Source organism: Pseudolysinimonas sp. 10J20-29 (assembly GCF_055809595.1).
This window is the reverse complement of the sequence record NZ_CM147917.1, coordinates 179,937-199,509: the sequence shown is the minus strand read 5'-3', so window position 1 is coordinate 199,509 and position 19,573 is coordinate 179,937. Positions and strand designations below refer to the sequence as shown.

Genomic DNA, 19,573 nt, shown 5'->3' with positions numbered 1-19,573 from the left:
TACGCGGGCGCGCACGCCGCTACCCGAACGTGAACGAATAGGCTTCGACACCGGGCTCAACGCTCACCTCGATCGTGCCCGACGTCGGGCCGTCGACTTCGACGAGCTGGTAGGAATCCGGCACCCCCTGCACCCGGATCTCGCGCGGCTCACCGCCGTCGATGCGCACCGTGACCGTGCCGGAGCCGCCGAGCACCATGCGCACCTCGCGGGTGGCGGTGAACTCCAGCTGCACCGTTCCGGGCGAGCCGATCGGCGTCGCGTTCTGGAAGTCGATCTCCCAGCGCCCGTCGAGCGCGAAGCTGTCACGCGCCAGGTCGTCCGGAATCCGGTACTCGTTGACGCCCGAGCCATACGCCTCGTCGCCGCCGAAGTTCACGACCTTGCCGAGGCTGAGATAGCTCTCGGGAGTCGTCGAACCGAGTTCGGGGGTGTCGTCGACGAGTTCGGTCGGGGCGGGCAGCTCGACGTCGGGGTTCGCCAGCACCAGCAGCTCGCGGATCAGCTTCTCGGTGGTGGCGTAGCCGCCCTCGCCGAACTTGATGTGGCGCACGGTGCCCTCCGCGTCGATCAGGTAGTGCGCGGGCCAGTATCGGTTGCGGTAGTTGGTCCAGGTCGACAGCGAGTTGTCGAGCGCCACCGGGTACTCGATCCCGTAGCCGCGGGCGCCCGCCTCGACGTTGCGCTGCTCCTTCTCGAAGGCGTACTCGGGCGAGTGGATGCCGATCACCTGCAGCCCGAGGTCGCGGTAGGTCTCATCCCACGCCACCGCGTGCGGCAGCGAGCGCTGGCAATTGATGCACGAGTAGGCCCAGAAGTCGATCAGCACGACCTGGCCGCGCAGCTCCTCGAGCGCGATCGGCTGGTTGCCGGGGGTGTTGAACCAGGCCTCGATGCCGCGGATGTCGGGCGCGGTGCCGCAGCTCTCGAGCTCGGACGCTCCCTGCGTGCAGAGGTCGAGATCCTTGTTCTGCTCGTTCTCGAGACCGCCGAGGTCGAGCGCCTCGGTGATCGCCTCCGACTCGGCGATCTGCTCCTGCAGGGCGCTCGTGTAGTCGGGGATGAGGCGCTGAAGCGTCTGGGGAAGGTTGAAGACGAGTCCCACGGCGAGCGCGATCATCACGACGCCCCCGGTGACGCGGATCGCGTTCTGACGAGCCCGGAACGCCTTCACCCGCTCGGCGACGCGGCGCCCCGCGAGGGCGAACACGAGCAGCGGCAGGGCCGCCCCGAGGGCGAAGGTGACCGTCAGCACGACCGTCTCCGCGCCGATCCGGCCGGTCGCGCCGGCGACGGTGATCGCCGCGAGCACCGGCCCGGCGCACGGAACGTAGACGGCGCCGAGGGCGAAGCCGAGCACGAAGCCGGAGCGGTCGGTGGAGACGCTGCGCTGCGGAATCCAGGAGAACGGCTTCTCCAGCAGGTGCTGGAAGGCCGGAACGATCAGGCCCAGCCCGATGAGGATCAGCACGACGATGCCCGCCCAGCGCAGCACATCCTGCGGAAGGCCGAGCACCGCCAGCAGCAGCGAGCCGGCGAGCGTGATCAGGCTGAAGCTCGTGACCAGCCCCGCGATCACCAGGTAGGGGCGCCAGCGCGAGACCGGCCTCGACGCGGCGCCGTCGCGGGCGCTCTGGGCACCGCCGGACAGGAAGATGACCGGGAGCACGGGGATGATGCAGGGCGAGATGCCAGTGATGAGACCGCCGAGCAGTCCGATCAGTCCGAGTGTGATGAGCATGACCCGTGTTCGGAGCCGTCACCGGAATCGGAGCGGTCGAAACCGGAGTTCCTGCGAATCCGGAAATCGACCCAACCGGTTCGGCGACCGCTCCGAAGTGCCTTGTAGACGCCACCGCTGATGCGGGAGCGTCGGGTCCGGCCGGTCCCGGTTCTCGGCAGAGAACCACGCAGTACACCCAGGAACCGTCCACACGGAGAGCCGCTTGCCGCGGCTTTCCCGCACTGAGGAGAAACCCATGCGAACCCACTCGCGCACCAAGCTCGCCGCCATCAGCATCGCCGCTGTGGCCATGTTCGGCCTCGCGGCCTGTACGACCGCGGCCGAGGAGGTCACCGACGACCCGGCGATGGAAGAGGAGATGGATGACACCATGAGCGACCCGGCCTTCGCCAATCTGGTGGGCCCGGGCTGCACCGCCTACGCCGAATCCGTTCCGGATGGCGCCGGCTCGGTCGTCGGCATGTCCCAGGACCCGGTCGCGGTCGCCGCGGGCAACAACCCGCTGCTCACCACGCTGACGGCCGCCGTCTCGGGCCAGCTGAACCCGGACGTCAACCTGGTCGACGTGCTGAACGGTGACGAGTTCACCGTCTTCGCGCCGGTCGACGACGCCTTCGCCGCTCTCGACGCCGAGACGGTCGACGCGCTCGCCCAGCCGGAGAACGCCGAGCTGCTGACCTCGATCCTGACCTACCACGTGGTTCCCGGTCAGATGCTGCCCGCCGACATCGCGGGAATGACCCTCACCACGGTGAACGGCCAGACCCTCGAGATCGGATCCGATGTCGACACCCTCACCGTGAATGACGCCAACGTCATCTGCGGCGGTGTCATGACAGCCAACGCCACCGTGTACCTGATCGACGCGGTGCTGTTGCCGGCGAGCTGAGTCCCCGGCTCGTCGCACCAGACGGGGTCGGATGTCGTGGTGGCATCCGGCCCCGTCTTTCTGCGCGTCAGGCGTAGCTGGTGGCCAGCAGCTCGTCGAAGATCTCGATCTCGTAGTTCTGCACGAGCGCGGCCTGCGCCGCGATCTGCCGCACCGGCGCGGTGGCCGCCCCGGATGCCGCCTCGGCCATGTGCACGCCGCCGACGTGGTGGGTGCGCATCAGCTCCAGGAACATCCGCCCCTTCTCGAGGCCCTCGGCGAGCGCCAGCTCGCGCATCTGCTCGTCGGTGGCGAGGCCCGGCATCATGTCCGCGGCCATCTCCATGCCCATCCAGCCCATCACCGTCGCCGGCGGCGCGGTGCTCTCGCCCCAGGACTGCAGCCAGGTGTGCATCATGCCGCGCTCGTAGGACTGGTTCTGCAGGATGTCGGCGGCGGCGGTCTGCACCTGCGAGCCGGTGTCGGTTCCGAGCACGCGCTGGCACATGGCGAGCGCCTGCTCGTGGTGGAAGGCCATGTCCTGGCAGAAGCCGATGTCGATCTCGTTGGGGGATGCGGCATCCGCCTGCTCGGTGGTGCACGCTGTCAGGAGCGCGCCCAACGCCGCCGCGGCCGTGCCGCCGAGGAAGGCCCGGCGCGCGACGACGGGGCGCGGGGTGCTCACGGTCGGCCGCCGGGGCCACCACCGTTGCCGGTGCCGACGATGGCGTCGTCGGAGACCTCGCCGTAGTAGCAGCCCATGAAGTAGGGGAACGTGGTGGTCGTGTAGTACCGATACTGCCCGTCGCTGTCGACGCGTCCGTTGCACTGGTCGAGATCGCCGGAGCCTTCGACGTAGGTGTGCGCCGACCAGGTGTCGGAGGCGAACAGCGAGTCGTCGGTGAGCTGCCAGCTGCTCTCGAGCTGCACCATCTCGGTGCACTCGTCGTCGGCGCAGACGTAGCCCGACATGATCGGGTAGCCGTCAGCCGACCAGCCGACCAGGATCGAGTCGCCGGATTCGGCCTCCTCGGCGCTGTAGAGACAGTCGACGTCGTCGTCCCAGCCGAACAGGTGCAGATGGAACTGCACCGGGCTGGAGTGGCTGCCGCACTCGGAGAGGGCACCCCGCAGCGACAGCACGTCGCCGCCGGTCGACTCGGTGGGACCGTAGATCGGCACCCCGTTGACGGCGATGCCGATGGTGCCGAGGGCGGGGATCTCGCCCGGCTCGTCGGCGACCGTCGGGGTGACGGCGAGGTTGAGCGCGACGGTGGAGGCCTGCAGCTCTTCCGGGGTCGTGGCGATGTAGACGTAGTCGGGGATCGCGTTGCTGGTGACGCTGAGCACGTCGCCGTCGCAGGTGGCGGTGAGCTCCGGATCCGGGGAGTCCGGGTTGGCGCTCTCCACGTCGCGGAAGGTGGCGGCCATCGCCTCGCAGTCGCCGTTCGAGGCGGCGAAGTCGGTTGTGGTGGTGGTGGTCGTGGTGTCGCTCTCGACGACGGCGGAGTCGGTGGTCGTCTCGGTGGTGGTGTCGGCGGCGGTGCAGCCGGCGAGGGCGAGGGTCGCGATGAGGGCGACGGCCAGGGCGGGTTTGAGTCGGACGGACATGGCGAGGCGCTCCTTCGTCGGCGCGGCGGTCGGAATGCCGGCCACGATTCCAGCACTTGCTATGCCGTGCCTATGAGCCGCCTCCGCGACGCATGACTCGCGTGCCCACTACGCTGGAGAGCCGAGGGCCTGTAGCTCAGTTGGCAGAGCAGCGGACTTTTAATCCGTGGGTCGTGGGTTCGAGCCCCACCGGGCCTACCTATCGACCAATCCGGTCACTCAGCTCGTTGTCCAGCGCGTTTGATGTTGCCGCGATCGTTGCTCTCACCGCGGCGCCTGGCGGCGGATAGTCGATCCGATCAGGGCGAATTGGTCCCTGTTGATCGCGCGACCGGCGGCGACATCCATCCCGACGAGGGAAGACCCGTGAAGCGTCGCAGCGTACATCCGCAGGTCGACCTCGACGTCGTCGGCGACCATTCGCTGAGCAAGCACGAGCGCCTCATCTCGGAGCGAGTCGACGCCGTTGACGAAGATCGAGGTTGGCGGCAGGCCCGCGTAGCTGGCGGCGCGAGCGGGGGCCGCGTAGACCGGAACGGGTCCGGTGTCGCGGCCGAGGTAGTACTGCCAGCTGATGCGAGCGTCATCGATCGTCCAGACAAGCCCGCCGCGGGAGCTCTTCATGCTGGCGCTGTCGAGTCGGTCGTCGGTAACCGGCGCGTCGAGCATGAGAGCGGCGATCGTGTCACGTCCCTCGTCGCGGAGCCGCAGCGCGACGCCCGCCGCGAGCGCACCGCCCGCGCTTTGACCGTGCAGAATGATCGGCGCATCGGGCGCACCGCCGAGCTGCACGCGGTGTTCAGCCGCCCACCGCGTGGCGGCATAGCCGTCGTCATGCCCCGCCGGGTAGGGATGCTCGGGGGCGAGTCGATAGTCGACCGCCAGCACGGCCACGCCTGTCTCGTGTGCCGTTCGCGCGCACCATGCCCGAGTCTCGGGGTCGTTCGCCGAGCCCGCGAGAAAGCCGCCGCCGTGGATATGCACGAGCACCGCCGGGGCGCCCTGGTCGACGGGGCGAAACAGCTCGGCGGGCACCGACTGCCGGTCGAACTCGATCTCGATGGCATGCTCGACAACGCCATCGAGCGGTGTGGGTCTCGGTCGCGCGGCCCGCGCCTGCTCCGCCGCACGGATGGCTGCGATGTCGGTGAGGTCGGGACGCGAAGCTCCCGCATAGAGCTCGGCGAGCTCCGGATCAATACGTCCTGACATCGGGGCGTCCCGCCTCCTCCCGAAGCGCAGCAAGGAACTCGCGGCGCACAAAAGGCCCCGACGCGCGGAAGGCCGGGTGTGCGATCTCCTCGGCAAGGTCGCCGGTCGCGAGGTCGGAATACGGAGCGAGCCGCCGATACGCATCGTCTTCGTCGTCGGCGATGCCCAGACGCACGAGCAGATCCACCAGCTTCGGCCCCCGGTCGCTGTCGGCCAACACGTCGCCGACACGCATTCGTGTCGTCGAGTGGTGGGTCGCCGCAGGCGCCTCGACCTCGACCTCGACCTCGAAGTGATGCCGCCCGGATTCGAGACGCGCGGGAGCACCGGGGACGTCGACCACGGCATCCGTCCCGGGCGGGAGGACGACATCGAACGTGACGACGCCGTCCCGACGCACCCACTCGACGGAGATCTCGCCGCATGCGCCGTCGAGTCGGACCGACGCGGAGTCGATCGGCGAGGACAGAATCGGTGCGATGCGCACCGTGCGATACCCGGGAGACTCCGGGGCGAGTCCGCCGACTCGGCGATGCATCCAGTCGGCCACCGCCCCGAGAGTGAAGTGATTGAACGACGTCATGAACGGGTCATTGACGACTCCGTCGTCGTTGAGGCTGTCCCACCGCTCCCAGATCGTCGTTGCGCCCAGGCGCACCTGCGCAAGCCACGACGGCATGCGATCGGTCAACAGCATCCGCATGGCCACGTCCGAGGCGCCTGCCGCATCAAGCGCGTCCAAGACCTGCGCGGTTCCCAGGAACCCCGTCGACGCTCGATATCCGCGTTCTCGAAGAAGCGAGACGATGCGAGACGACGCGCGCTGCTGTTGCCGCGGATCAAGCACACCCATGCGAATGGCGAACGCGTAGGCGCTCACCGTGTCGCCGACAACCAGCCCGTCAGCCGTCACGAAGCGCTCCACGAACGCACGAGCAAGCTTCGTGTGCTCCGATCGCAGTCCGGCCACGTCGGCCGGCGCCGCAACTTCGGCCAGCGCCGCTGCTGCGTCGACGAGGCGCACCAGAGCGGCCGTCGCTACGAGATCGACGGCGGTGCTCCCCTGCGAGGGGTCCCCGGAGGGCGCGCTCGGATCGAGCCAGTCGCCCCATTGGAACCCCGATTCCCAGATGCCGTCCTCGCCCGCGGCCGACAGCGCACGCCGCACCCACCGGATCGCGCTCGACCACTGCTCCTCAACGGTCCGCCGGTCACCGTATGCCCGATACACCGCCAGCGGCAGCAGCACTGCCGCGTCCGAGAAGCCAGCGGTTCGCGCCGATCCCGGCGACAGCACGCCCTCCAGCACGTTCGGAACGACGGAGGGCACGCTCCCGTCGGGGTGCTGCTCAGCGCGCAGATCTGCCAGCCAGCTGTCGAGCATCGCGGCCATATCGAACAGGAAGGTCCCCGCTGGCGCGAAGAGCTGAAGGTCGCCCGCCCACCCCAGCCGCTCGTCGCGTTGCGGGCAATCGATCGGGATGTCGATGAAGTTGCTGCGCGCGCTTCGCACGATGTTGTCGTGCAGGCGGTTCAGCCGCGCGTCGCTGCAGCGGAACCACCCGGTGCGTTCGAGGTCCGACCCGATCACGACACCGGCGATGTCGAGGATCTGCTCGAGCCCGACACCCCGGATCTCGGCGTAGCGGAATCCGTGGAACGTCAGCCGGGGCTCAAGATCCCGACGTTCGTGGCTGTCGATGAGGTACGTGTCGACGGCCTTCGCGGAGCGGAGCGCGTCGGTCGCGAGCGCGCCGTCGACGAGGACCTCGGCGTGCCGCACCTCGACGCGCTGGCCGGCAGCCCCGGCAAGAGACAACGAGACCCACCCGGTGAAGTTCTGACCGAAGTCGATCAGCGTCGCGTCTTCTCCGATCTTTCGCACCTCCACCGGCGCCAACCGCTTGAGTTCGCGGATCGGCGGTGTCGCGGAGGGAAACAGGGCCTGTCGCACGTCGGTTCCGGCGTGCACCGTGCCGGATCGGGTGGAGCCAGAGCGCAGATCGACGTTGACTCCGTCGTAGAGGTCGTCGGCGGTGACCTGGCTGTCGCGCGTGACCCAGTCGTCCCCGGTCGCAATCGTGGTGCGCGAGCCGTTGACGCCGACGACCTCGAGCTGCGCGATCAGTCCGAGAGACACCCCGTAGTGCGCTCGCGCTCCCGACCATCCGAGCCGCCCACGAAACCAGCCGTTTCCGACGAGCACGTTCGATCGAGTTCTCCTCCCCGGCGCGCAGAAGCGACGTGACGTCGTACGTCATGAAGCGGAGCCGCGACGCGTACGCCGTCCACCCCGGCGCGAAGAGGTCGGCTCCGACGCGACTGCCGTTGATCTCGGCCTCGAAAATGCCGTGCGCGCTGATGTACAGTCGCGCGCTCGCGAACTTGCCCGGATCGAAGGTCTTGGTGAAAACCGGCGCGGGTTCGCCTAGACCACCGACTCCGACAGGTTCGACCAGAACAGCGTTCCAGTCATCTGGCTCCAACAAGGTCGTCTCGAAGGCGATCGGCTCGGACCATGCGCCCCATTCCCCGTCGAAACCGCCACGCACGCGGATCGATCCGCGGGCACGCGACGCGAGCGACGCGAAGGGCCACTCGACGAGGTGTTGGTGGGCGCCCTTGATCGTGCGCACCTCGACCTCGCCTCCGACGTTCAACTCGACCTGGGAGAGCAGCGGCACCGGGGTCTGCGACCAGCGCCAGCTGAGCCTTGGGCGAGCCGACCCGACGAAGGCGCCGTCGGCGAGATGTTCCAGGCGCAGGCTCGTCGGTGCCGAGCTCATGCTAGGACGCGACCTCGACCGCCGGAATTCGTGCGGCGTCGAGCGCTGCCCCGATCTCGGCGACCGCGTCGGCCGAAAGCGAGACCAACGGCGACCGCACCGCCGCCTGGTCGAGCACACCACGGTGAACGAGCCCCAACTTCAGGGCGACCGTTCCTTCCATGTGCGAGCCGCGGTGATACACGGCCTTCGTCACCGGAAGAAGCTGTTCGTGAATCGCGTGTGCGGCCCCGTAGTTCTTCGCCTTGCCCGCGGCGATGAGCTCGACCAGCGGCTCCGGGGTCAGCGAGCCGTAGCCGACGAGTGCGCCATCAACGTCGAACATCGTCGGAAGCAGGTACTCGTCATGGCAGGTCAGCACCTGCAGGTCGGGCTGCGCGCGGCGCAACTCGGGGATCTCGGTGTACCAACGCCGCATGTTGCGCACGCCGTTCTTGGTCGCGAAGACGCCGGGCTGCGCGGCGATGTCGAGCTGCGTCTCAAGGTCGTACGTCGCCTTGGTGACGTCCGGGTACTGGAACAGGATGAGCGGCAGCCCCGACACATCGAAAATCTCCTGGTAGCGCTCCTGCGGCGCACCCTTCTGGAACCCGAAACGCAGCCAGCCGTGCGAGGGGTACACCAGTCCCGCGGCGGCGCCCGCGGCTTTCGCCCGCGCGGCTTCCTCGGCCGCGACGGCGGTTCCTTCACCGGTGATGCCCGCGATGATCGGCGTTCGATCTCCGACCTCGTCGACCATGGTCTCGATGACGGCGACCTGCTCACTCATGGTGAGGAACGTTCCCTCACCGGCGTGCCCCAGACAGACGAGGCCCTTGACGCCCTCGACGCTCGAGAGCCAGCGCGTGAGTCGCCGGAGCTGCAGATGGTCGACCTGCCCGTCGGTGGTGAAGGGAGTGACAGGTGCGGGAACGAGCCCGCGGAGATCAATGGAGGACATCTGAGCAACCAATCCGGTAACGTTTGCAAGAACGTTACTATTATTCTGAGTACCACGACGTTCGTCAACTGCCCGCTACGCTGAACGGCAGTCAAAGTAAGGGGCTCTCGATGGCTGTTGATCGACCACGGCCGGCAACGCTCAAAGACATCGCCACGCGCGCCGGGGTGAGTATCTCCACCGCATCCCGCGTCCTCGACGAGAGGCTGCCCGCGTCTCGAAGTGCCGCCGCCGACCGCGTGCGCGCGATCGCAGCAGAACTGGGCTACACGCGAGACGTCTTGGCGTCGAGCCTGCGCCGCCAAGGCACCGACACCATCGGCGTCCTCGTGCCTCGCCTCACCGACACCGTCATGGCGGTGTTCTTCGAAGCGGTCGCCCGCGAGTGCGAGCGTCGTGGGCGATTCGCGGTCGTCGCAACGACCGGCGATGACGAGCTCAAAGACATCGCCGCCTCCGAGGCTCTGCTGCGCCGGAAGGTCGATGGGCTCATACTCACGACCGCGCGCACCGACATGGACACGACCGCCAGCCTGCGCGAGCGAGGCGTGCCGCACGTGTTCGCGCTGCGCACCGACGGCGTCACCGCATCTGCCGTCGGTGACGACGAACTAGGCGGTTTCGTGGCCACCCGTCACCTCATCGATCTCGGACACACCGATATTGCAATCGTCGGCGGGCCGCCCTTCGCTTCGAGCGCGACAGGCCGCATGCAAGGCTGGGCTCGCGCGCTCGAGACCTCGGGGCTGCACGTGCGCGATGACCGTCGGGTGTCGGTGGGCTTCCAGATCGAAGACGGCGAACGCGGAGGCATGGCTCTGCTCGATCGCCCCGATCGCCCGACGGCGATCTTCTCGGTGAACGACAACACCGCGATCGGCGTGCTCGCGGCAGCTCATCGTCTCGGACTGCGGATCCCCGAAGATCTGTCCATCGTCGGCTACAACGACATGCCGATCTCGAGCCGGCTTCCGGTTCCCCTCACCACCGTCCGTGTGCCGTTCGAACGGGTCGCCGCCGACGCCGTCGAGCTGCTGCTCGACGCCCCGGCCTCGGGGAAGACGCGCGTGTCGCAACCGACGCTGATTCCGCGAAGCTCTACCGCCCGCCCGGACTGAGGCGCTCGGCGGCCTCGTCACGAGGCACCTCGGTCGCCAGCAGTTGCGCCAGGCGCGTGACGTTCCATTCGGATGCTCCCGCGTCGGCCGGGAGGTGGCTCTCAACGATGTAGGTGCCGTCGAAGCCGTCAGACTCGAGCGCCTCGATGAGGCGTTCCCACGGCATGACTCCCTCCCCCAGCCGGCACCAGCCCGCGCCCGGCTCCCAGTCGCGCACATGCACCTTCGCGATGCGACCAGAAAGCAGCTTCGACCCATCCACGAGGTCGTGCTCCCCCGCTGCAACCGCGTTAGCGGGGTCCCAGACGAGACGAACACCCGTCGCGTCAGAGATACGGAGCAGATCCTTTGCGGTCGCGACACGGCACAACGAACTGTTCTCGAGGAGCAGCTCACCCCCCGCGTCGCGCGCGATGGCCATCGCCTCCGCCACCGCCGCCTCGACGTCGGCGAAGCGCTCGCGAGCGTGACCGCCGAAGACGACGATGTGAGACGCGACGAGCTCGGTCGCAAGGCGGACCGTCGCCGGGAGCGCGTGCTCCATCTCTTCGCGAAACGCCGCTCCCCGAAGTTCGCCCTTGAACAACCCGGGACTCACCGCGCCGATCTCAAGCTCTTGCGCGGCGGCACTCAACTGGTCGAGCGCGGCCGTCGGGAGCGCGGGGACGCGCGCGCCACCGACCGATCGGACATCTGCGTGCCGAAGTCCCCACCCTCGCAGCCGGTCCGCCGCGACGCCGACATCGCTGTCGATTTCGTCGGTGACAGCGCCGAGACGGTCACTCAGGGCCGGTGCGACGAGCGGACTCACCACAGACTCCCGAAGCGAGCGTCGGAGCGAAGGTCCACCACCGAGCCGGAGTCGGCGGCGCGCAAGGCCGCGTCGAGCATCGCGGCCACGATCCGGATCCGGCGATGATCAGCCGGAGCAGCGCTCCTGGCGGGCCGCTCCAACCACCGCGCATACAGCCGCCTCCATGCCGACGAACCCGACGCGCGCGCACGGACGGCCTCGGCGAGGCCGTCCGCATTCAGCCGGACGCGGACGCGGACGTCGGCGGCCCCGAAGTGCTGCCCGGACGCGGTGATGATCGCAGTGTCGGTCTCGATCTCGGCCCGATATGTCGCCCGATTGCCGCCGAAACCGAAGGCGTGGAGCACGTGGCACGAGTCGAACTGGAGCCACCCATGGCCGATCGAGCCGAGGCCGCTTCGCCCGCCGTCCGCATTCCACGAGTCGACCGCGATCGCATTGGGCGGAAGACCGATCCACGCGGCGAAGACCGCGTAATGGTGAACCGCGTACTCGACGATCCCGGTTTGGCGCCGCCCCGCAAGGGTTGTCTGAGCCGAAGTCGGCTTTCGATGATCGAACAGCACTCGTCGCGCGGGGCCATACTCGGCGAGTAGCGCTTGAATCTGCAGCGAGTGCAGGTTATCCGGGTATTGCTCCGCTACTTCGATCGACACCCCGGCGTCGTCCGCAAGTGCGAGGGCCCGCTCCGTTTGGCCCCAGTCGAGGCCGAGCGGCTTCGCGACGAGCATCGGCCGGCGGGCTGCGGCGCACAGCGTCACGTGCTCAACATGGAATGGTCCCGGAGAATTGATCATGACGGGGCAGTCATCGGGGCCATGGCGCAGCGCATCCTCGACACGTTCGTAGCCGATCGGCGTCTGGCTTTGCCGCTGCGAGACCTGGGCGATGACACTCTCGCGCGCACGGGAACTCGGATCCACCACCCACGCGACACGGCCCCCGGAATCGAGGAACGCGCCGAGTGTCTCTCGGGTCACGCCGCCGCACCCGATGATCCCGACTCCGCTCCGGTCGCGGATCAGCTCCCCGCCGGCGACCGGCGCGGTCGCCGTGGCCGCCTCAGTCCTGCCCGGTGCCGACGATGCCATTGACGTACCACTTCTGCGTGAGGATGAAGATCACGAGGACGGGAATGATGCTCAGCACCGCGGCGGCCATGCCGACGCTCTCGCTGATGGCCTGGAATTCGCCGCGTGCGAGAGGAGCGAGGGCCACCGGAATCACCTTCAGGTCGGGGCTCGGCGCGACGAGCTGCGGCCAGACATACATGTTCCACACGTTGAGGAACGTAATCGATCCGAACGCGGCGAGCGTCGGCTTGGCCAGCGGAAGCGCGATCTGGAGCAGCACGCGAACCCAGCTCGCCCCGTCGATCCTCGCCGCTTCGATGATCCCGTCGGGCAACGTCGCGAAGAACTGGCGGAATAGCAACGTGGCGAACGTCGTCGACGCCGCGACGGGCACGATGATGCCCGCGTAGGTATTGAGGATCCCCAGCTCGCGGGTCACGACGAACAGCGGAATCAGCGTCGCGTTGCTCGGCAGCAACAGCGGCGCCGCAAGCACCGCGATCACCGTGAGAGCCCACCGAAACGGGATCTTTGCGAGCGCGAAACCCGCAGGCAGCGCCAGCACGAGCTGAACCAGAATCACGCCAATGCTGAAGATGAAGCTGTTCAGGATCACCGGTCCAGAGAGGAACCGCAGCGCCTCTGCGTAGTTCTCCCAGCGGATATCGGTCGGGATCAGGCTGGGCGGATAGGAGACAACCTCTTGGGCCGTCATGAGCGAGGTCGACACCGCGTAGAACACCGGCAACCCCATGATGAGTCCGACGGCCGCGATGGCGACATACCTCGCAACGATTGAACCTCTGGTCTGAAGCATGTCAGGCACTCCTCCGTCGGAAGCCACCGACGAGCGCACGGATGCCCGCCGCAACGGCGATGATGAGCACGGCTTGGAAGAGCGTCAGAGCGCTCGCGTACCCGATGTCGAATCGTTCAAAAGCCATCTTGTAGATGTAGAGAGCGAGGTTCTCGGTGCTCCGCAACGGACCGCCCTGCGTCATGATCAGGGTGACCTCGAAGGTCCCCGACAGGAAGTTCACGAACTCGACGACAATCAGCAGAGCCGTCGCGCCACTCACGTTCGGCCAGGTGATCTGCCACAGGGTTCTCAACGGCCCCGCACCATCGAGGCTCGACGCCTCGTAGATCTCGCGCGGCACCCGCTGCAGCGCGGCGAGGTAGAGGATGATGACCAGCGGCAAGCTCAACCAGACCAGCATCAACGTCACGGCCGGCAATGCCGTCGCAGGGTTGTTCAGCCAGTCGACGGACGGCACGCCGAGCCATCCCAACACGGCGTTGAGCAGGCCGCTGTCGTGTGCGTAGACGCGAGTCCACAGCACCGCCGATACTGCAACCGAGACGACCATCGGGATGAAGAAGAGCACCCGCAACGCGCCGATCGCGGGCAGGTTGACGTTGATCAGCGACGCGAGAACGAAGCCGATCAGCACGGTCGGGAGGACACCCAGGACAAGGAAGTACCCCGTGCGGGCAAGCGCCGCCCACATCGCCTCGTCGGCGAACATCCGCTCGTAGTTGTCGATTCCCGCCCAGGTCGGGTCGCCGGTGAGGTTCCACTCGAAGAAGCTCAGTCCGAGGGCAACCAGTGCGGGGAACAGCACGAACACCGAGAACAGCACAAGGTTCGGTGTGATGAATGCGAGGGCGGTGAGATTGGATTCGCGCGTGCCCCGCCGTGTGTGCTCGACGGGGTTCGCACGACGGGGCGGGGTGGCCGGCGAAACGCCGACCACCCGTCCCTCATTCGTGCCCGCGAACGGTGTCTCTTTCTCCATCGTTCTTGGGGCGTTCACGAGTCGCGTCACTCAATCCCGGCGAGCGCTTCGTTGACGACGTCGGCGGCCTCAGTGAAGGCCTGCTCGACGGAGACCCCGCCGAGAATGACCTGCTGGAACGCCTGCGCGATGGCATCGTCGTAGATCGCCTGCACGGTCGGCGGGAACTGCGTGATCATCAATGCTTCGAGCGCAGCCGTGCCGAATGCCGCCTGGTTGGCCGGACGGTCGAGGTCCTGCCAGCTGCCGGACTCGACACCCTCGACGGTTGCGGGCACAACCCCGCCGGTCGCCTGCAGGACGGCCATTCCGCCCTCGTTCGAGTACATGAACTCAAGGAACGTCCACGCGCCCTCGGGGTTGTTCGCGTCCTGGGCGAGCGAGAGCGCGTACGAACTGCCACCCACGGGACGGACTCCATCGATCGCGGGCATGCTGACCACATCCCAGTTGTCCAGAGCCTGGTTGACACTCGGAACAGCAGGACGCACGGTCGTGATCATGGCGATCCGCCCATCTTGGAAGCGCGGTCGCTCGTTGCGGTTGACGGTGTACGGCGCCGAACGGCCACTCAGCCACTCATCGGCCATGACCTGCCACGCCTCGAGCGCAGCCGGCTCGGCCATGCCGGTCGAGTTGTCGCTCGGGTCGTAGAGGTAGCCGCCCATGGCGCGGACGATCGGGTCAGAGATCAGAGCATTCTCCGGACCGGTGGCGGTGCCAAAGTACTCCCCCGCACCGGCTGTCGAGATTGCGTCCGCGGCCGCGTTGAATTCCTCCCACGTCCAGTCGTCGGACGGGAGGTCGACGCCCGCCTGCTCGAACACGTCGGCGTTGTAGGCGAGGATGAGCGCGTCGGCGCCGACGGGCAACCCGTGGATCTCCCCCGGGGCGTCGAGCGGACGGTAGGCGTCCAGGTAGTTGCTGAGGAACGCATCGGTCTTCAGCGTCGAGTCGGACAGGCGGTCCGACAGGTCTTCGGTGATGTCTGCGTCCGCGAGCTGGTTGATGTTGTCGGCGAACGTGACCACGATATCCGGCAGCTGGCCACCCAGCTTGCCGGTCATCAGGAATCGAGTCATGTCGGGGATCTCATCGGGCATCAGCTGCAGCTCGACTTCAATGTCGGGGTACTCCTCGCTGAATGCGGCGACCACCTCTTCGTACTGCGGCGTGAGGCCCGCCACCATACCAATGGTGACGGTGCCGCTCGCACTCGCCTCGCCGCCGCCGTCGCCGACGGCAGCGCAACCGGTGGCGGTCAGCCCGATCGCCGCGGCGGCCGCAACGGCGACCGTCGCCCGGCGCTTCATCGTGGGAAGTTTCATGTTCGCGTCTCCATGCTTCGTTGCTTGGTGAATCAGGACTCGATACACCATATCGTTCACGGGAACGATTGCACAAGCCCGTTTTTTCTCGGTTTTTTCCTCAGGCCTTCGCGCCTCGGCCACGGCACTGCGGCGATCCTGCGCACCACTGCACGTGATCGAGACCCGGCCCACACCCCCGTCCACGAGCACCCCATTCGGGCATCCCGTCACACGCGAATAATCGACGACGGGGGCGGATTTCCCGGCCCCCGCCGTCAATGCTATCGGCGCGCTTCCCGCGATTCAGTACTCTTCGCAGGTCGACTCGGTGCACCACGACGTCTCGTCGTCGCGGATGCGCTCCTTGGCGGCGCCGATGATGATGTTCCCCGAGATCTCGTTGCCCACGTTATTGAGGTCCTCCCAGATCCCGTACTCCATCCGGTGCGGCTTGTACGTGTCGATGATGACGTTGTTCTTCACCACGGTGTTCGCGACAGGAGCCCACGTCGAGAGATACCCGCTGAGCGAGATGCCCGCGCGCGGGATGTAGGGAACCGGGTGCGTGGTCTTGTCTTCGGACCCGGTGTTGACGATCACGTTTCGAGTCACCGTGATGTTCTCGGTCGGCCCGTTGCCGGCAATCGTCGACGCGCCGTTGAAGACCACGACACCCGCGATCTGAGCACGCATGACGTAATTACCCGTGATGGTGCTGTTTCGCGAGCCATTGCCGACTTTCAACCCGAAACCGGCGATGTCGACGGCGAAGTTGTGCCGCACGATGACATTCTCGGCAGCACCGAGGTCGATGGCCTCCCCCACGTTGCGGATGACGTTGCGCTCCACCACGACATCGTCTCCGGTGACGAAAATGCCATCCGACTGGATGTTGGGCCCACCGTCCATGTTCTCGATCCGGTTATGGGAGACAACCCCTCCGTCGGAGAGCCGAATGTAGATCGCGTCGATTGAAATCGGGTCGCCATCAGCAAGCACTCCGGCCTGATCGGCCGAGTAGTCGTGCAGGTAGTTGCCCTTCACAACGAAGTTCGTGGAAAGCAGCAGCTCGATTCCGGACCGTGCGCTGATTCCGGTGATCTCGAGGTCTTCAACGACGATGCCATCAACTCGCTCTAGGCGCACGCCGTCGGCGAGGGAGTTGTTGACGAAGTCCTTCGCGATTGTGAAACCTCCGAGATGGATCTCCGAATTGCCGTTCCCGGTGTCGGCGTTGAGAATCGTGACGACATCGGCGGTCTGCCGGATCGTCCCGGGGCCGACCAAGCCACTTTCGCTGGGCACCCGAAGTGTGTCGTTGACGATGAAGACACCTTCGGGCAGCGCGATCACGCCACACGATGACGACAACGCCGCCTGAATCGCCGACGTGTCGTCGGTCGCATCGTCGGCGGTTGCACCGAAGTCGAGGACCGACGCGGTGCCCACCTCGCCGACCGTGCACTCCGCCGCGGGAGGTTCCGTCGGCGTCGGCGTCGGCGTGGGCGTCGGTGTCGGTGTCGGTGCCGGCGTTGCTTCCCTGAACCCCTCAACCGTGTGCCCGGAGATCGTGTTGTCGATGACCGTTGAGTCGACGGCGAACTCGTCGATCAGGATGCCGAATTGCATCGTGCCGACGGGCTGGTCGTCGGTGATCACGTTGTCGGTGATCACGGTCCGTGCCACCGGCTCCCAATGGGCCCGGTCGCCCGTGACGTACACGCCGGCGCGCGCACTGTCCGGATACGGGTGGGACTCGGTTCCATCCGAGCCGATGTTCGTGATGGTGTTGCGGTTGACCGTGATGTCTGCGGTCGGACCGGCGCCGGAAACGGTGGACTCCCCACCGAAGACGATGATGCCCGACATCTGAGCGCGGGTGATCGTGTTGCGCTCAAGCGTGCTGTTGATCGAGCCGTTGCCGACCTTGAGACCGAACGCCGCGGCATCCTCGATCACGTTGTAGTCGACCGTGACGTCGTCAACGTTCGCGAGCTCGATGCCGTCGCCAACGCGCCGGATCTCGTTGCCGGTGACCTGGACACTGGTCGCATTGGTCACGTACACGCCGTGCGAGCGAAGCGACAACCCGGCGTCCATGTCCTCGATGACGTTTCCGGAGACGACTCCGTTGTTCGAGCTGCGAATGTAGATGGGGTCGATCGACACGGGGTCGCCATCGCCGAGAACGCCCGTCGCCGTGGCCGAGAACCCGGAGAGGTGGTTGTCAGAGACCTCAAACGTGTCGCACGCCAGGAGCTCGATGCCCGAGCGCGCGCTGATCCCGGTGACCGTGACGCCGGTCACGGCGACGTTCGTCGACCGTTCGAGGCGGATGCCGTCGGCGAGAGAGTTGTCAACGAACGACTTGTCGATCGTGAACCCGTTCAGCGTGATGTCGGAGTTGCCCGCGCTCGTGTCCGCGTTGAGGATCGTCGTGACGTCCGCGATTTGCTCGAGCGTGCCGGCGCCGACGATGCCTCCGCCAGAGGGAACCAGGAGCGTCCCGGAGACGAGGTAGGTGCCGCTCGGAAGCGCAACCGGGCCGCAGCCGGCGTCGAGCGCCGACTGGATCGCGGCCGTGTCGTCAATCGCGTCGTCGGCGACAGCTCCGAAATCGCCCACCGAACACGAGAGCGCCTCGGCGGGACTCGCTCCCACTCCACTCACGATCAATGTCGCGAGGAGAGCCGCGGCGGCGCCCGGCATCCACTTGCGCACAGGTCTTTTCATCATGGGGACACATCCTTCACCGTTGAAATTGGTCCGAATTGGCGGCAGTGCCGCACTCATTCCTAACAGTTGAAGGATCGTTAACGCAATCGTTCCCATTTCGCCGAGGCGACCGCAAGCAGCGCGCCCGCGGCAAGATCGGCATCGCCAATGCGGCTGCTCGGCTGGCAGTTACCGCGGTCGAACGGTACGAGCGCAGGGTCAAGATGAGCCGCAGCCGAGGCGTGCTGCGAGTACCGGAGCAATCCGACGGTGGCGTGCACGAGGCAAGGCGTCAGGCGGTTGGCGCGTTATTGCGAAGCTTCGACGCCAGCCGCGCAGCATCGCGCAGTGGTGGCCACCCATGGATGGCCTGCTGGCACTGCCGACAGCGGCGTCGAAACGTCGCCGCCTTGTCGCGTGCCTGGCCACTCGAAAACCTAGTGCGACCGCGACATCTGGCTCACGTGCTTAGAACCACGAAACGTCGCGCGCGGCTTTCAATCCCATGGAGGGCCGATTCTGCCCATACCCGCCCCCCTCGGGACCCTGGCTCGATGACGGTCAGTCCGCAGCGCACATCGCGACCCCGATCTTGCCGCGGGCGTGCTGCTCGCCGAAGTGGCGCAGCGCCTCGGCGGTCTCGGCGAGCGGGTAGCTGCGCTCGATGCTGGGCCGCACCTTGCCGGCGTCGATGAGGGCGGTCAGCTCAACCAGATCCGCCGCGTTGGCAGAGGCCGTGAGCGGGCGAAGCTGCTGGCTGACGAACGTGTTCTGGAACGCGGCGGCGATCAGGCGTCCGATGGGGCCGAGAACAGGTCCGCCGCTTCCGGAGGACAGCACCAGGATGCCCTTCGGGGTGAGAGTGTGGCGCAGCTTCGACAGCGGGTGGTTGCCGACCGAGTCGAAGATCACGTCGAACTTCTCGTCGCCGTCGGTGACGTCGCGCTCGGTGTAGTCGATCACGTCGTGCGCTCCGAGCGAGCGCACCAGTTCGATGTTGCGGGTGCTGCAGACCCCGGTCACGGAGGCGCCGAGCGCGACGGCGATCTGCACCGCGAAAGTGCCGACTCCGCCGGAGGCACCGTTGATGAGGACACGCTCGCCGGGGGCGACGTGGGCGACGTCGCGGAGGCCTTGCAACGCCGTCATGCCGGCGAGCGGCACGCACGCCGCCTCCTCGAAGCTGAGGCTCTGCGGACGGGGCGCCAGCAGGCGCGCGGGGGCCACCACGTACTCGGCGAAGGTGCCCGCCGCCACCTCGCCGAAGACCTCGTCGCCGACGGCGAACTCGCTCACCTCGCTGCCGACCGCCTCGACCACGCCCGCGACGTCCCGTCCGGGTGTCGTCGCCTTCGGCGCACGCAGGCCGAAGACGAGTCGCACCAGATACGGCTCGCCGCGGGTCAGCAGCCAGTCGGCCGCGTTGACGGAGGCGGCCCCGACGCGGATGAGCACCTGATCCGGCTTCGGCGTGGGCACCGGCACCTCGGTGTACTCGAGGACTTCGGGGCCGCCGTATCGCTGCTGGGTGATCGCCTTCATGACTCGCTGCACGCTCCCCATTCTTGGGGCTGGGCCGTCGG

15 protein-coding genes, 1 tRNA gene and 1 pseudogene are annotated in these 19,573 nt (G+C 67.2%); 3 read left to right on the top strand and 14 right to left on the bottom strand.

The annotated features are described in order from the left end of the window. Positions 1-19 precede the first annotated feature (19 nt). Entirely contained in the window at positions 20-1,741 is a 1,722-nt protein-coding gene (locus AC0L6Y_RS01025; protein WP_473553803.1) for a cytochrome c biogenesis protein CcdA, read from the bottom strand. 238 nt (positions 1,742-1,979) lie between these two features. Between AC0L6Y_RS01025 and AC0L6Y_RS01020 the strand changes: the two genes are divergently transcribed. Continuing rightward, positions 1,980-2,633 (top strand): fasciclin domain-containing protein, encoded by a 654-nt coding sequence (locus AC0L6Y_RS01020; RefSeq protein ID WP_473553801.1) that lies wholly within the window; start codon positions 1,980-1,982, stop codon positions 2,631-2,633. Between the two features lie 67 nt (positions 2,634-2,700). On the opposite strand, the gene AC0L6Y_RS01015 is transcribed toward AC0L6Y_RS01020, so the two are convergent. Together AC0L6Y_RS01015 and AC0L6Y_RS01010 are read right to left on the bottom strand one after the other, a co-directional pair. Next, positions 2,701-3,297: a DUF305 domain-containing protein gene (locus AC0L6Y_RS01015; RefSeq protein ID WP_473553799.1), complete on the bottom strand. Its 597-nt coding sequence runs from the start codon at positions 3,295-3,297 to the stop codon at positions 2,701-2,703. Continuing rightward, positions 3,294-4,268, bottom strand: a complete 975-nt coding sequence (locus AC0L6Y_RS01010) for a YHYH protein (RefSeq protein WP_473553797.1) — start codon at positions 4,266-4,268, stop codon at positions 3,294-3,296. The genes AC0L6Y_RS01015 and AC0L6Y_RS01010 overlap by 4 nt, the downstream gene beginning before the upstream one ends. 80 nt (positions 4,269-4,348) lie before the next feature. Between AC0L6Y_RS01010 and AC0L6Y_RS01005 the strand changes: the two genes are divergently transcribed. Beyond that, a tRNA-Lys gene (locus AC0L6Y_RS01005) sits at positions 4,349-4,421 on the top strand. 66 nt (positions 4,422-4,487) lie between these two features. Here AC0L6Y_RS01005 and AC0L6Y_RS01000 read toward each other — a convergent pair. The 4 genes and pseudogenes from AC0L6Y_RS01000 to AC0L6Y_RS00985 form a co-directional block, all read right to left on the bottom strand. Beyond that, complete coding sequence (locus AC0L6Y_RS01000; RefSeq protein WP_473553795.1) at positions 4,488-5,435, bottom strand: alpha/beta hydrolase; 948 nt, start codon at positions 5,433-5,435, stop codon at positions 4,488-4,490. Continuing rightward, positions 5,419-7,641 (bottom strand): alpha-L-rhamnosidase, encoded by a 2,223-nt coding sequence (locus AC0L6Y_RS00995; protein ID WP_473553792.1) that lies wholly within the window; start codon positions 7,639-7,641, stop codon positions 5,419-5,421. The genes AC0L6Y_RS01000 and AC0L6Y_RS00995 overlap by 17 nt, the downstream gene beginning before the upstream one ends. Positions 7,642-7,705: 64 nt before the next feature. Further along, positions 7,706-8,221: pseudogene (locus AC0L6Y_RS00990) on the bottom strand (glycoside hydrolase family 78 protein); the annotation flags it as partial. Between the two features lies 1 nt (position 8,222). Then, positions 8,223-9,161, bottom strand: a complete 939-nt coding sequence (locus tag AC0L6Y_RS00985; protein ID WP_473553790.1) for a dihydrodipicolinate synthase family protein — start codon at positions 9,159-9,161, stop codon at positions 8,223-8,225. Between the two features lie 110 nt (positions 9,162-9,271). Here AC0L6Y_RS00985 and AC0L6Y_RS00980 point away from each other — a divergent pair, with 110 nt between their 5' ends. Beyond that, positions 9,272-10,279, top strand: a complete 1,008-nt coding sequence (locus AC0L6Y_RS00980; protein WP_473553788.1) for a LacI family DNA-binding transcriptional regulator — start codon at positions 9,272-9,274, stop codon at positions 10,277-10,279. On the opposite strand, the gene AC0L6Y_RS00975 is transcribed toward AC0L6Y_RS00980, so the two are convergent. From AC0L6Y_RS00975 to AC0L6Y_RS00945, 7 genes are all read right to left on the bottom strand, one after another. After that, positions 10,260-11,090 (bottom strand): sugar phosphate isomerase/epimerase family protein, encoded by an 831-nt coding sequence (locus AC0L6Y_RS00975; protein WP_473553786.1) that lies wholly within the window; start codon positions 11,088-11,090, stop codon positions 10,260-10,262. The genes AC0L6Y_RS00980 and AC0L6Y_RS00975 overlap by 20 nt on opposite strands. Continuing rightward, positions 11,087-12,184, bottom strand: coding sequence for a Gfo/Idh/MocA family oxidoreductase (locus tag AC0L6Y_RS00970; RefSeq protein WP_473553784.1), 1,098 nt, complete (start codon positions 12,182-12,184; stop codon positions 11,087-11,089). Before AC0L6Y_RS00970 ends, AC0L6Y_RS00975 begins: the two co-directional genes overlap by 4 nt. Next, positions 12,156-12,920 carry a carbohydrate ABC transporter permease gene (locus AC0L6Y_RS00965; protein WP_473553782.1) on the bottom strand — a complete coding sequence of 255 codons (765 nt, stop codon included), beginning with the start codon at positions 12,918-12,920 and terminating at the stop codon, positions 12,156-12,158. Before AC0L6Y_RS00965 ends, AC0L6Y_RS00970 begins: the two co-directional genes overlap by 29 nt. Positions 12,921-12,984: 64 nt before the next feature. After that, a complete protein-coding gene (locus AC0L6Y_RS00960; RefSeq protein ID WP_473553779.1) occupies positions 12,985-13,923 on the bottom strand; it encodes a carbohydrate ABC transporter permease in 939 nt (312 codons plus the stop codon). A 68-nt stretch (positions 13,924-13,991) separates the two neighbouring features. Next, a complete protein-coding gene (locus tag AC0L6Y_RS00955; RefSeq protein ID WP_473553777.1) occupies positions 13,992-15,416 on the bottom strand; it encodes an ABC transporter substrate-binding protein in 1,425 nt (474 codons plus the stop codon). A 162-nt stretch (positions 15,417-15,578) separates the two neighbouring features. After that, positions 15,579-18,107 (bottom strand): right-handed parallel beta-helix repeat-containing protein, encoded by a 2,529-nt coding sequence (locus AC0L6Y_RS00950; RefSeq protein WP_473553775.1) that lies wholly within the window; start codon positions 18,105-18,107, stop codon positions 15,579-15,581. Between the two features lie 444 nt (positions 18,108-18,551). Then, positions 18,552-19,544 carry an NAD(P)-dependent alcohol dehydrogenase gene (locus AC0L6Y_RS00945; RefSeq protein ID WP_473553773.1) on the bottom strand — a complete coding sequence of 331 codons (993 nt, stop codon included), beginning with the start codon at positions 19,542-19,544 and terminating at the stop codon, positions 18,552-18,554. Positions 19,545-19,573 lie beyond the last annotated feature (29 nt).